The following is a 13,197-nucleotide window of genomic DNA, read 5'->3' on the forward strand; positions in this document are numbered from 1 at the left end:
TCAGTCGCCATCAAACTAATGATTCCACAGAAAAGATTGATACAAAACGCCCACTAAAAGTAACTCAGATTAAGGCGTCATTTAACCCGTGTATCAATCTCTTTTACCTTCTGTTTAGGCACTAGAATCACTAACCTTCTATTTTATCTTTGAAGGCACAGATAAAAAGCTGCATGATTAAAAAGGAAAAATAGCGGATAACTGTTTAACAAGCACTCGGAGCTTGGAGGCAATTTTGAACAAATTACTTATGATGTTTGCGTTGGTTTCTTTACCTTGCTTGGCTTCTGATGATGTTGAAGATCCCTGCAAAGTAAAAGGCGGTGGCGTTATGGCTGGTTATCAGTGTGTAGAAAAGAAGATGGAATCTGCAGATAAAGAGCTTAACGAAAGTTACAAGGAAGCAATCGCTAGAATAGGTGAGGAAGAAAAAGCACTAAGGGAAACATGGTCTCAGACCGAACTGGTAGAGCCATTTCGAAAGGCCCAAAGAGCTTGGCTAAAATACAGAGACGCCGAATGTGAATTTACGGGCCTGTCTTCCACACCCTCACCCTGGCAAGGTGTCCAAATTGAAGAATGTAAGTTAAGAATGACGTTAGAACGCGTCGAATACTTCAATGGTGTATACGTAGGCTAAACGGATTACATCTAACAAGGCACTTCAATAAGATTCGCAACTCTTGGCAATTTCAGTTTAAATGTACTCTGTGTTTAAGATGCAAGCGTTCAGGTTGTGCGTAAAGCTTATATGGGTGTGAAATAATTATGGAAAAAGACGATTTAGTTGGGCTAGTAGTTAAGTATTTCGAGAAAATAGATGCCGGTGATCCTAGCTATCTGGATCTATTCTCAGAGGATGTTGACTTTTTCTTTCCTAAATTTGGGCAAGCGAAAGGAAAGAGTGCCTTAGTGGAGTTTGGCAATAGGATTGGTAGCTCGTTGATTAGTATCTGGCACGACATAGACGGCTTTCAAATAACGACTGCTGGAAACAAGGTCATTGTTGAAGGACAGGAAGGCGGCGTAATGAGTGATGGTACCTCTTGGCCGGACAACAAAGTTTCCACAGGGCGTTTTTGTAGTGTATTTGAGTTTGAAGGAAAAATGATAAGTCGTATGTTTGTGTACGTAGATCCTGACTTCCCGAGTCGAGATTTTGAGAGAATTTCCGTGCTATCAGGCGAGAGCAACGTGCGACAAACTGTTCAAGCCTGAATACTACCGTTACCGCATAGCATCTTTGTTATGCGGTAGTATTCGTAGTTAAGGTGTGTTGAGGGCTTTGATATCGCTTTACTCACACCTTATCAGTGCGTTAGCCACATTCCCTTACTGATAGAAATGCTACTTTCTTCAATCGTCCTGTATTATGATAATGAAAAAGATTGCACTAATTTTAAAATTAAAATGAACCAAAAATTTTTTCTAAAACTACTCCCTGTCCCTTTTCTTCTAACCGGTTGCCAGTCTACGCAAAGCCAGCTTCAGCCTATACCTGAAAACGTATTATCAAACCTATCGACTCAATGGGCAGTGGTAGAGGCCTGTTTTCACTCCGATGCTTATAGCTTAGAGCAATCCGTAAACTATCGAGAGGCCATTAACTATTCTTTTTCTACTTGGCTAGTCGATCAGTCCGATATCGATCAGTCTGTAAATGAAGCTCGTGTAGCGTTATCAGAATATCAGTCTCAGAATGATGGTTTAGGAACAACATGTAAGGATTGGCACCTACCCTTAGAATCTGGATTGCGAGAAGTTAACAATCACAAGAATCAAGTGGCGATAAACCAGCAGCGAGCACATGAAATACATAAAGCAAACGCTTCTAAACCTGTGACGTATTCAACACCAGCATCTACTTCGACTAGTAATGTTGTTCACTGTTACAAATTGGAAGACGTTAGCTTGAATAAGAACATTCAAACGTTTAATGGAATGATATGCCCTATAGGCTGGCTTAAATATTATGGCTATTAATGCATTTGATTAATAAAGCCCTTAAGAATGAACTCAAAGTTTAATTTTTAGTTCAAGGTTGGGTTTCGTGTTTACAATGTTATGTTTCCAGTTGGATTACCGTATTCGAATAGATTGACGAAGTTAATCAACATATGTGTATTGATGCTTACTTTTTATCGAGTTATCTTTGTTTGATAGCCATTAAAACGAGTAAGGAAACAAAGTGACTGTGTTAACAAAAGGCATACACCACGTAGGTTTAACCGTATCTAACCTAGAAGCAAGCGCGAAGTTTTTCACTGAACAATTAGGTTGGAGTGAAGTAAAAAGAAATCCAGACTACCCGGCAATATTTGTGAGTGATGGGCATATCATGCTTACACTATGGGCGGCTAAGGCTGATGCCGCCACTCCATTTGACAGAAAAACGAATATTGGTTTGCATCACTTAGCTTTACTCGTAGAGACTGAGAAGCAACTCTATGAGTTGCGTGATCAATTTATGGCGTCGGGAATCGAAATTGAGTTTGGTCCCGAGCTTGTTAAGACAGGACCCGCAAAACATTTAATGTGTTACGACCCAAGTGGTATTAGGGTTGAGTTTTTCTGGGCGGGCTCGTAAAACAAACATAACAAAATTTTATAATAGGGATTTGGTACACATGGCATTGTTAGTTTGCACCGCCTTTGGTATTTAAGGTGCTCAGCAGAAGCTTGCGTATTGAATGCCCCTCCCCTCCTACTACACATTTTGCGACTTACGAGTAAGTCCAAAAGGATAAATGTTATGTATAAAATCGGCGTTGTTTTATTTGATGATTTCACGGATGTCGATTTCTTTCTTATGTATGACTTGCTAGGGCGCACAACCGACAGTTGGACGGTAAGTATACTTGGAACTAAATCTGAACATCATTCCCACCTCGGTATGAAAGTTAAAACAGACGGACACCTTTCTGAGGTGACGAATCAAGATGTCGTTCTTATTACAAGCGGCAAACAGGGTATTCCAGCCGCTTTAAAAGATGCTGAATTTATGTCAGCGTTGAATCTTGATCCAAATAGGCAGCTAATAGGTTCGATTTGTGCGGGATCATTCATCCTCCATGAACTCGGTTTACTAAAAGGCAAGCGATTAACAACAAACCCAGATGCAAAGGCTGTTCTACAAAGTATGGGAGGAGATGTTCAGGATCTGCCTCTCGTGATAGACGGTAATGTAGCGACGGCCGGTGGCTGTCTTTCACTGATGTATCTAATTGGTTGGTTAACAGAGCGGCTATTTGACTCAAACAAACGAAAAGCTATACAAAATCAATTGATACCTGCTGGGCAATTAGAGCTGTTTGAAGAACTTATTGCCACAACTATTCAATCAGCAGAGTTAGCAAGCTCGGATAACAAGGCGTTAAGTAATCATTCATAACATGTGGTGTTTTACATTACGTTCGTTTTAGTGTTTAGGGTAAGTCACACATCAGTCTTGTGTGACTTACCCTTGAAGATAACGCCACTTGGGAAATTAACTTACAGGGAGTAAATCAATTGGTAAAAATGTACGGTTCTGAAGAGACAAGAGCGTTTTGCTGTAATTGTAAAGAAGTAACGCTACATCGGTACGAAAGCTTCTCTAAAGCGCAGGAAAAGACCGAGAAAAAAGCTAAAGGTTTCTTCTCTGGTCTATTTGCAGCAATAATTAGCTCATTAATGGAAGGCGAAGCGACTGGTGACTACAAATGTACAATATGCGGCACTAATCTTCACACGCCAGATAATTTAGATTAGTAGTCAGTGTCTCTAAAGCCACAGCAAGTGGCACGCAACATAATTTATAGACGGCTCTAGTGGGTTTGAAGCGTATGCACCTTATGCTTTGCATTTAGGGTCTTGAGGTTGTGTTGCGGATCAGGTAGTGCACTTTTATCTCTGACAAGGGGCTAACGCAGAGCAAAAACAAGGGACAAGAAAAGAAGTAGTTTTACTTGAGTATCAATGAATTACAGACACAAAAAAGCCCACCAAAAGGTGGGCTTTTCTAAAATTTGGTGGGTCCGGGCGAACTCGAATCGCCGACCCCTACCATGTCAAGGTAGTACTCTAACCAACTGAGCTACGGACCCAAATTTTTACGTTCCTAACCATTCAATTCAGAATGGTGCGTCCGAGTGGACTCGAACCACCGACCCCCGCCATGTCAAGGCGATACTCTAACCAGCTGAGCTACGGACGCATTTCTCTGGAACGACGAGGATATTAGCTATAAGCGAACGACGGTGCAAGCACAAATTTGCCAACTTTGAACCGTTTGGCGAAAATGTAAACTCAACACGCGTTTTCAGATGATTTTATCGACAAGGACTGAGCCCGTAGGGTTTAAAAGTGTGATCTATATAACTTTTATTATCTCACTTAATTGTCGTAAGGCACTTCACTGAGCATCCAAATCTGTAAGGTTTGCGATACATTGGGGCAAGTACCAAACAAAATCTGATATTTAGGTTTAAATGGATCGCCGATATAGGTTGTACGGATCAACTCTCCTGTTTTGACATCCACTTGAGTGCTCACCCTGCCTTTGAAGTTTTGAAATATGACAAACTGCTCACTGTGGTAAACCATTTGCTCTCGGTAAAACAAGAAATGATCTTGGGGTGTCTCTGTCAATTCACACTCCAGTGGTTTCAAATTAGGTATCGCACTAACATTCGATGCGATGAACAACGCCGATAAAATCCATCCGTATCGCATATGGCTGCCCTATTCTGCCCTCTTTTTCAAAGTATAGGCCCTGCCTTGATGACTGATACAAAAAAGGCTTTGATCATCTCTAATCAAAGCCCCTTGTTTCTGCTGGTTAATTGTCGTGTTTAGTCGTCCGCCTCAAACACAACGTTATAATTTTCGGTGTATGTACAATTCGGCTGACGGCTACAAGTAAAGAAACGTCTCCCTTTGAACTCACCTTGGCTTGCGGTTTTAATGATCATCGGACTGCCGCATTTTTTACAAAAACGCACTTCTTTATCGGGCTCAATCAAATCAATGTGTGCCGCAAGCAAACGACGTAATCGCCCAACTTGATAACTGTGCTTTATCGAGGCGCCAATTAAAGGCAGGTTGGCCGTCTTACAAACATGAATCAATAACTTTTGTCTTTCTATCTTACCCTTGTTTAGCTCCTGCCCATTATCCAATTCAACGATAACGCGCGGCTCTAGTGTCCTTGGGTCACAAATAACGTAATCAAAATAGCTTCGAGATATACGATTGTTCGCGACAAAAAACTGCTTCTTATTTTTGATTTCTTTTGGCGTAACCAAACTGGACATGTTTACTTTCGCGAATACTACGGCATGCTCCCCGACCGCCGTTCTTAACGCATTATAGAACGCACCCTCTTGACCTCTGAGCAGAGGGCCTTTCGAGCGATAAGGATAATCACGCGTGTCATCGTGCTTAATCACGTACTTTTGAATAACAAAGAAGAATAAAACCAGAAGAACAACAATGATAAAAATGTTGGTCATAAATAAAGTGCATCCAAAACAACTCGTTGCTCAAAGCGTAAATGGAAATGTTATGCAGAGCAACAAAACCTCGCAATTTTGAGGCGCCACGACGATAGCGAGAAACAGAAAATTTTGCTCACCAATAAAAACGAGCCAATCACACACTTGGATTGGCTCGTTTAAATTTTGTTAATACATTATGTATGCTAAGAATCAACTATTAGCGTCTGGCTGATTCTCTGGCATCGCATCAATAAAAGCTGGTAGTTGATTGCATGACTGCACAACAGCGTTAATGGTTGGATAAAGAGAGGTATCTACACCAAAGCGTTGTGCGTTATAAAATTGTGGTACCAGACAAATATCGACAATAGATGGCGAGCTTGTCAGGCTAAACTTGCAATCACCATTTAGTTTACGATGCTTCTGAAGTTTCTCTTCTAATGCTGTAAAACCTTTGTGGATCCAGTGATGAATCCAAGCGACTTTGCGCTCTGGCTCGCAAGCTAACTCCCCCTCTAAATACTGTAGAACTCTTAAGTTATTCAGGGGATGAATCTCCATTGCAATATCCTGAGCCAAAGCTAGCGCTTGGTATCGAAGCGGCGTTTGCTCGGGGATCACAGTGACATCCGGGTAGTGTTCTTCTAAGTATTGAATGATCGCCAGTGACTGGGTTAACTGAACCTCCCCATCCACCAGCAAAGGAACCAGTTCAGAAGCGTTTAACTCATGGTACTCGTCACTGTGTTGTTCGCCACCATTGCGCACCAAGTGTACCGATTTTGAATCATACGATAACTCTTTAAGATTCAAGCAAATACGCACACGATACGCCGCCGATGATCGCCAGTATCCGTATAAAATCATGCTATCGCTCATATCGTCTCCCAACCAGCATTGTTAGTGCTTGAGATATTGGCTAACTTGTTGGTCAATCGAGCCGAATATGTTGTTGCCATCCGCATCGAACATTTCCAATCTGATTGAATCTCCAAACGACATGAAGTTAGTCGACGGCTTACCATCACGAATGGTTTCAATCATGCGAACTTCCGCGATACATGAATAACCAACACCACCCTCCTCAATCGAAGTGCCATGTTCGGTGCCTTGCTTATTAGATACCGTGCCAGAACCTATAATTGCCCCAGCAGATAGCGGGCGCGTTTTAGTCGCATGAACAATTAAGTCTGCAAAATCAAACGTCATATCGATACCCGCATTTGGGCGACCAAACGGCTTGTGGTTGTAGGTCGAGACCAATGGTAAATGCACTTTGTTTTCGTACCACGCTTCGCCGAGTTCGTCAGGTGTTACTGCCACAGGAGAAAACGCAGAAGAAGGTTTAGATTGGAAAAAACCAAACCCTTTAGCTAATTCTGCGGGAATTAGCCCACGCAGTGAGACATCATTCACCAGCATGATCAAACGAATCGACTCCTGAGCCTCTGCAACACTCGCGCCCATTGGTACGTCACCAGTTACCACAGCCACTTCACCTTCGAAATCAATACCCCATTCATCACTCGCAAACTCGATGTTGTCACAAGGACCAATAAAGGCATCAGAGCCTCCTTGGTACATCAACGGATCCGTCCAAAAACTCTCTGGCATTTCAGCGCCGCGAGCTTTTCGAACCAACTCAACGTGGTTTACGTAAGCACTGCCATCAGCCCACTGATAAGCGCGAGGAAGCGGCGACTCGCAGTAGTGCGCTTCAAACTCTTCATACCCTGCAACCGTGCCATTGTTCAGTGCAACGTATAGCTCTTCCAGTTGCGGTGCTAGCGTATCCCAGTTATCAAGTGCCACCTGCATCGTCGGTGCTAAGTTCATGGGGTGGAAAATTTCTGTCGCTGGTACGCAGCGCGTTAAGTCTTTGCTCACGACCATCAACAGACCGTCACGAGTGCCATTTTTCTTGGTTGCTAATTTCATCCTTGCCTCTTACTTCTCTTGCCAGCTATAGACGTATTCTTTGTTTTCTACTTTTTCCAGCTCATCCGAAAACTGAAGTGCGTGACGCGTATCAATCATGACCGCGACTTCGTCGGCAAAAGTCTTCTTATGCTCTCGCCCTGCCTTGAAAGCTTTCGGGTGAGGGCCATGTGTAAAACCTGCTGGATGGAATGTCACCATACCCGCTTCAATGTTGTCACGACTAAAGAAGTCACCTGCATGGTAGAACAAGACTTCGTCATAATCGTCATTGTTGTGGTAGAACGGTACTTTGAGCGCTCCAGGATCACTTTCAATTGGACGAGGAACGAAGGTGCACACCACAAATCCTGCTCCTACAAATGTAGTATGTGCAGAAGGCGGTAAATGGTAACGATGTGACATAAGTGGACGAATATCACGCCAGTTCACTTTTACTACCGCCAAATCACCATGCCACCCAATCGCATCCAGCGGGTTGAATGGGTAAGTGATAACACTGACTTTATCGTGGCGTTTCACCTGAACCTGTGTTTGATTCTCAGAATATTGAGCACGGAACTGATCGTTGATCGACGGCGTTTCTAAAACCGCCGGATCAAACACCGCGTGGTTTCCAACCATGCCTTTTTCGGGCAATGTATAAGCCGCATCGGTGTTTTCAATCATCAGAATGAACATCGGCTCGCTTGGTTCTAAACGCCAACTCGTTGAGCGCGGGATCATGACATAATCCCCTTCGCTCACTTTCAAATGACCATAATCACAGTAGAGATCTGCCGTACCTTGGTGGATGAATAGCAGTTCGTCGCCATCTGCATTTCTCACCAAGAAGTCCATTTTTTCATCCATACGCCAAACACGAACTTTACAATTCGCGTTGTGTAATAGATGCGGGACTGCCCAAGGGGTAATATGGCTGGCTTTTTCGACTAGATTAAAATCAAACGCTCGTGGACGTAGCTCGCCCTCCCACTCAGACCACCCCGTTGGGGCATGTTGATGATGAAAATGTGTTGCGGGGCCGAAGAAGCCACTTCGACCTGCCTCACGTTCATAAATTGCCTCTTCCGGGAAGTCAGCATGTGCTTGTTTAGAGCACACTCCCTCCCGATGAGGGAATGTGATCCATTTATGCATCGCTCAATACTCCTCGGCGAATTTGGTCTTCTTCTATCGATTCAAACAACGCTTTGAAGTTACCCTCGCCAAAGCCTTCATTGCCTTTACGTTGGATGATTTCGAAGAACACAGGGCCGATAACGGTTTGAGTAAAGATCTGTAGCAAGATGCCATCTTTCGTTGGTGCACCATCAATAAGAATCTGCAAATCACGAAGCTTGCTTACATCTTCACCGTGGCCTTCAACACGCTGATCGACTTTCTCGTAATAAGTATCTGGCGTTGGCATAAAGTCCATGCCTCGCTCACGCAAGGTTTTGACCGTTTCGTAGATGTCGTCAGTGGTCAATGCGATGTGTTGAATACCTTCGCCATTGTATTCACGGATAAACTCTTCAATCTGTGATTTATCATCTGACGACTCATTGATAGGAATTCGGATTTTGCCGCAAGGTGCGGTCATCGCACGGCTGACAAGACCAGTCAACTTACCTTCGATATCGAAATAACGAATTTCGCGGAAGTTACCAATGCGCTCATAGAAACCAGACCAGACATCCATGTTGCCTTGCTTAACGTTGTGCGTTAAGTGGTCGATTTCGTAAAGACCAACATTCGCTTTTGATAAACGTTCATCAGCATCATCATAAAAACGAAAATCGACATCATAAATACTCTGCTTTCCATAACGGTCGACAAAATAAAGCAAGCTTTCACCGATGCCATAAATAGCAGGAATGCTTAGCTCCATCGGCCCAATTTCCGTTTTATATTCTTTACCGCCTTTCTCTAACGCATGCGCCAGAGCAACGGTGGCGTCTTTCACACGAAATGCCATGCCACAAACCGACGGACCGTGAACTTTGGCGAATCCCTCAGCTTGGCTATGCGGCTGCGCATTCACAATAAAGCTAATGTCACCTTGTCGATATAACCACGCTTCTTTTGAGCGATGCTTTGCAATCTCCGCAAAACCTAACGATATAAACAGATCTTTAAGCTGTTGAATGCCTTTGTTGTCAGCAGCAGTATATTCAACAAACTCAAATCCGTCTGTTCCTAGTGGGTTATATGCATCAACCATGACTTTCTCCTTGTCTCAGTAGCTTTTGTTTGGACTTATTTTTCTAACTTGGCGCAGGTCTTGAGAAATTGGAATACGTGGGGAGAAATCTTTATCTTGGCGATTTTTACGCATAATTGTAAAATATATGTTACACACAGAGAACGCATCGAACCCACTTTCGTAAACATCAAACAAACTGCTTATTTTCAATATATTAGATTGATATTTTCGGCTTTACGCCAACACACAAAATGTAAACAAGTTGTTACCTTGGCATTTTATCTTGGCAACGTAGCTCAAAAAGTAAAAGGGGATGGAAAGTCTATTGCACCCTATCTCTATCCGATTTATTCATTTGATCCTGCAAAACATCAAAAGTAATGTTTCGTGACGCTTCATACAGTTCGAAAGACTCATCGGTCAGAATCGTGTCATGGATACCCCTTTATTGATTCACCTCAGTTTTATTCAAAAGTAACTGTGCCATAAGTGGTGCTCTGTTCCCTATCGAGCCGAGCCACAAGGCTTCACGCTCGATCAGAAAAAGAGACATCTAATGACACACATTAATCAAGAACGCCTAGTTAAACACTTTTGCCAACTAGTACGTATCGACAGCGAATCAAAAAACGAAAAACAAATTGCAGAAACACTGGCAGAACAGCTAGGCGAGCTAGGCTTTACCGTACGCAAACTTCCAGTGCCTGAGCACATTTCTAACGGTTTTAACGTGTACGCCCGTTTAGACGGCAAAAAAGACGGCTCTATTCTAATGAGCTGTCATATGGATACGGTCACTCCAGGTATTGGCATTGAGCCAATCATCGAAGACGGCATTATCCGTTCAAAAGGCAATACGATTCTCGGTGGCGATGATAAATCTGGTATTGCTGCCATCATGGAAGCCGTTCGTTGTATTCAAGTGGAAAACCGTGAGCACAAAACGTTAGAACTTGCTTTCACCGTGTATGAAGAAGGCGGCTTATTCGGTTCACAATACTTCGATATGTCACATGTCAATTCAACGGAAGCAATCGTGTTAGACACAGGTGGCCCTATTGGCACCATTGTGACCGCAGCCCCAGGCCAGCAAAAAATCATGGCAAAAATCAAAGGTCGACCAGCACACGCAGGGCTTGCGCCAGAAGAAGGCATCAGTGCGATCATGGTGGCGGCAGATGCCATCAACCAAATGAAGCTGCTTCGCATCGACGAAGAAACGACAGCCAACATCGGTATGGTTAACGGCGGTCAGGCCACAAACATTGTTATGCCTGAATTAAAAATCGTGGCAGAAGCACGCTCCCTGAATGGCGATAAACTAGATGCTCAGGTCAATCATATGATCTCAACATTAGAGTCTGTCTGTAAAAAACACGGTGCAGAAGTCGAAATTGAATCTAGCCGAGCCTACGACGCTTTTGTTATTGAAGAAAACCACCCACACGTAAACGCTATAAAAGCAGCGTTTTCAGAGTTGGGCATTGACGCTTTAACAAAAGGCACTGGCGGCGGTAGCGATGCCAACAACTTTAACAAGAAAGGTCTCACAACGGTCAACCTTTCAACTGGCATGGCAAAAGTACACACGACAGAAGAGTTTATCGCGGTAAGTGATATGGTCAAAATCACTGAGTTCGTGAAACATTTCCTAGTCAGTTAACGTCGTGCCTTTTGAAGAGCAGACTGACTATCTTCCCCTTCTAGCCTGTGTTTGAAGGGGATTTTAATTTGTATCGAAGCAAAATTACTTCCCGTCATGCCAACTTGATATCAGATCTTCAAAGAAATTCCCCTAGCTCACTTTTTGAGACCAGACAGCTCAACACCTGACACCCTGTTACAGTAATGTTAAAACTCGATTGTGTAGACAATTTATACAATATACATTTTTGGCATCTTTCAGGATGAAAAGAGTGAGACAAGGATGAAATTACCTAAGTTGCTTTTATTAGCGTCGATGATGAGTCCAATACTGGCAACATCAAGCTATGCCGCGCCGTATCCCGCAGGTGTGACCCTCAATGAGACACAAGAAATTACGCTAAACAATGGAGCTGAAGTTACTTCTATTGATCCAGCCAAGCAAGCCGCAGAGCCCGCTTTTAATCTCGGTCGAGACCTGTTTGAAGGTCTGGTCATTCAAGATAAGCAAGGTAAAACCATTCCTGGTGTTGCTGAGTCTTGGTCAGTCAATGACAACAATACGGTTTATACCTTCCACTTACGTGATGCAAAATGGTCAAATGGCGAAACGGTCACTGCACAAGATTTTGTCTACAGTTGGCAACGCTTACTGAATCCAAGCACTGCTTCACCGTACGCTTGGTTTGCAGCCATTCCAAATATCGAAAACTCGCAAGCCATTATGAAGGGCGAAGCCGAGCCTGAGTTTTTGGGCGTGAAGGCGCTGGATGAAAAAACATTCCAGGTTACACTCGAAGAGCCTATTCCCTTCTTTACGAAACTATTAAGTCATCCAGTGCTTGCCCCCGTTCATAAAGCGACCATTGAAAAACATGGCAACCGTTGGACCCAGCCTGAGCATATCGTTACAAATGGTGCGTTTACTGTCTCTGAATGGAAAGTTAACGAAAAACTGGTGATGGTTAAAAATCCACATTATTGGGACGCAAGCAATGTAGTGCTGGAAAAAGTCACCTGGCTACCAATTGGTGATGCAAACGTAGTGCTAAACCGCTACCTAGCTGGTGAGATAGACCAAGCGGTTTCCATTCCTGCCGCCCAGAAGAAAAAGTTAATTCAACAACGCCCACAAGAAGTGGCAAGCACCAGTGCGTCTCTTGGCTCCACATTCTATTACCTCAACACTCAACAAGGGCCAACAAAAGACGTGCGGGTTCGTAAAGCCCTATCATATGCCATTGACCGTCAACTGTTAACGAGTGCTATTTTGAGAAACGGTGGGGTTCCAATGTATACCCTTGTGCCACCTCAAACAGATGGTTTTAAATCTCACACTCCTGAGTTCGCAACTTGGAACCGCCATAAACGTATCGAAAAAGCGCAGCAATTACTGTCAGAAGCTGGATACGATAAAAGCAATCCGCTTAAGTTAACGTTTACCGTACCAACTTTCTCGATGGACGTAAAAATGGCAACCACCATGGCAGGCATGTGGAAAAGCCGATTGGGTGCGCAAGTCACGATAAAACAGCTAGAACCGAAAGTGTTCTACGCACTTAAAGAGCCGACCGACATTACTCGCGGCGGCTGGACGGCCGACTACAATGAAGCCTCTACATGGTTGGATATCTTCGTTTCTAGTGGTGAGTACAACGATTCTCGTTATAACAACCCGCAATACGACGAGTTAATGGCTCGCTCAAAGACCATGAGCAACCCATCAGAACTGTATTTACAAGCAGAAAGCATGCTGATTGAAGACATGGCCATTATTCCTATTTATCGTCCGGGTAACGATCAATACCTCATCAAGCCTTACGTGGGCGGCTACGAACTGACAAACCCTGAGTCGTCGTACTACCGCAAGAATGTCTATGTAAAAGCCCACTAAAAGCATGTTTTCGGTCTGAGTCGGCAAGTTCAATGTTTACTTGCCGTTCCTCATAT

The 13,197-nt window shown here is 43.5% G+C and carries 14 protein-coding genes and 2 tRNA genes; 8 read left to right on the top strand and 8 right to left on the bottom strand.

The window, feature by feature from the left end; all coding sequences use genetic code 11:
• Positions 1 to 250: 250 nt before the first annotated feature.
• From R7P36_RS01560 to R7P36_RS01585, 6 genes are all read left to right on the top strand, one after another.
• Positions 251 to 640, top strand: coding sequence for a lysozyme inhibitor LprI family protein (locus R7P36_RS01560; RefSeq protein WP_053303310.1), 390 nt, complete (start codon positions 251 to 253; stop codon positions 638 to 640).
• Positions 641 to 768: 128 nt separating this feature from the next.
• On the top strand, positions 769 to 1,218 hold the full coding sequence (locus R7P36_RS01565; protein WP_005377826.1) for a nuclear transport factor 2 family protein: 450 nt from the start codon (positions 769 to 771) through the stop codon (positions 1,216 to 1,218).
• 192 nt (positions 1,219 to 1,410) lie between these two features.
• Positions 1,411 to 1,983, top strand: a complete 573-nt coding sequence (locus R7P36_RS01570) for a hypothetical protein (RefSeq protein ID WP_248394029.1) — start codon at positions 1,411 to 1,413, stop codon at positions 1,981 to 1,983.
• Between the two features lie 205 nt (positions 1,984 to 2,188).
• Positions 2,189 to 2,587, top strand: a complete 399-nt coding sequence (locus R7P36_RS01575; protein ID WP_031780991.1) for a VOC family protein — start codon at positions 2,189 to 2,191, stop codon at positions 2,585 to 2,587.
• A 165-nt stretch (positions 2,588 to 2,752) separates the two neighbouring features.
• Positions 2,753 to 3,391: a DJ-1/PfpI family protein gene (locus R7P36_RS01580; RefSeq protein WP_213899315.1), complete on the top strand. Its 639-nt coding sequence runs from the start codon at positions 2,753 to 2,755 to the stop codon at positions 3,389 to 3,391.
• Positions 3,392 to 3,519: 128 nt separating this feature from the next.
• Positions 3,520 to 3,750 carry a hypothetical protein gene (locus tag R7P36_RS01585; protein WP_017820907.1) on the top strand — a complete coding sequence of 77 codons (231 nt, stop codon included), beginning with the start codon at positions 3,520 to 3,522 and terminating at the stop codon, positions 3,748 to 3,750.
• A 258-nt stretch (positions 3,751 to 4,008) separates the two neighbouring features.
• Here the strand turns inward: R7P36_RS01585 and R7P36_RS01590 are convergent.
• From R7P36_RS01590 to hppD, 8 genes are all read right to left on the bottom strand, one after another.
• Positions 4,009 to 4,085 (bottom strand) — tRNA-Val (locus R7P36_RS01590).
• Positions 4,086 to 4,118: 33 nt separating this feature from the next.
• Positions 4,119 to 4,195: transfer RNA gene (locus R7P36_RS01595), tRNA-Val, on the bottom strand.
• A gap of 179 nt (positions 4,196 to 4,374) precedes the next feature.
• Positions 4,375 to 4,713 carry a hypothetical protein gene (locus tag R7P36_RS01600; protein WP_213899314.1) on the bottom strand — a complete coding sequence of 113 codons (339 nt, stop codon included), beginning with the start codon at positions 4,711 to 4,713 and terminating at the stop codon, positions 4,375 to 4,377.
• 119 nt (positions 4,714 to 4,832) lie between these two features.
• Positions 4,833 to 5,492: a DUF2726 domain-containing protein gene (locus tag R7P36_RS01605; protein ID WP_053303141.1), complete on the bottom strand. Its 660-nt coding sequence runs from the start codon at positions 5,490 to 5,492 to the stop codon at positions 4,833 to 4,835.
• 195 nt (positions 5,493 to 5,687) lie between these two features.
• Positions 5,688 to 6,356, bottom strand: coding sequence for a maleylacetoacetate isomerase (gene maiA, locus R7P36_RS01610; protein WP_005377832.1), 669 nt, complete (start codon positions 6,354 to 6,356; stop codon positions 5,688 to 5,690).
• 21 nt (positions 6,357 to 6,377) lie between these two features.
• Positions 6,378 to 7,415: a fumarylacetoacetate hydrolase family protein gene (locus tag R7P36_RS01615; protein ID WP_005388946.1), complete on the bottom strand. Its 1,038-nt coding sequence runs from the start codon at positions 7,413 to 7,415 to the stop codon at positions 6,378 to 6,380.
• A gap of 9 nt (positions 7,416 to 7,424) precedes the next feature.
• Entirely contained in the window at positions 7,425 to 8,555 is a 1,131-nt protein-coding gene (locus R7P36_RS01620) for a homogentisate 1,2-dioxygenase (RefSeq protein WP_042521907.1), read from the bottom strand.
• A complete protein-coding gene (gene hppD, locus R7P36_RS01625) occupies positions 8,548 to 9,621 on the bottom strand; it encodes a 4-hydroxyphenylpyruvate dioxygenase (protein ID WP_005388950.1) in 1,074 nt (357 codons plus the stop codon). The genes R7P36_RS01620 and hppD overlap by 8 nt, the downstream gene beginning before the upstream one ends.
• Positions 9,622 to 10,159: 538 nt before the next feature.
• Between hppD and R7P36_RS01630 the strand changes: the two genes are divergently transcribed.
• Together R7P36_RS01630 and R7P36_RS01635 are read left to right on the top strand one after the other, a co-directional pair.
• Positions 10,160 to 11,266 (top strand): M20/M25/M40 family metallo-hydrolase, encoded by a 1,107-nt coding sequence (locus tag R7P36_RS01630; RefSeq protein ID WP_213899313.1) that lies wholly within the window; start codon positions 10,160 to 10,162, stop codon positions 11,264 to 11,266.
• A 264-nt stretch (positions 11,267 to 11,530) separates the two neighbouring features.
• Entirely contained in the window at positions 11,531 to 13,141 is a 1,611-nt protein-coding gene (locus R7P36_RS01635; RefSeq protein WP_318121992.1) for a peptide ABC transporter substrate-binding protein, read from the top strand.
• Positions 13,142 to 13,197: the final 56 nt, after the last annotated feature.

Origin of the sequence: Vibrio sp. 397, assembly GCF_033339395.1 — a bacterium.
Taxonomy (GTDB): domain Bacteria; phylum Pseudomonadota; class Gammaproteobacteria; order Enterobacterales; family Vibrionaceae; genus Vibrio; species Vibrio alginolyticus.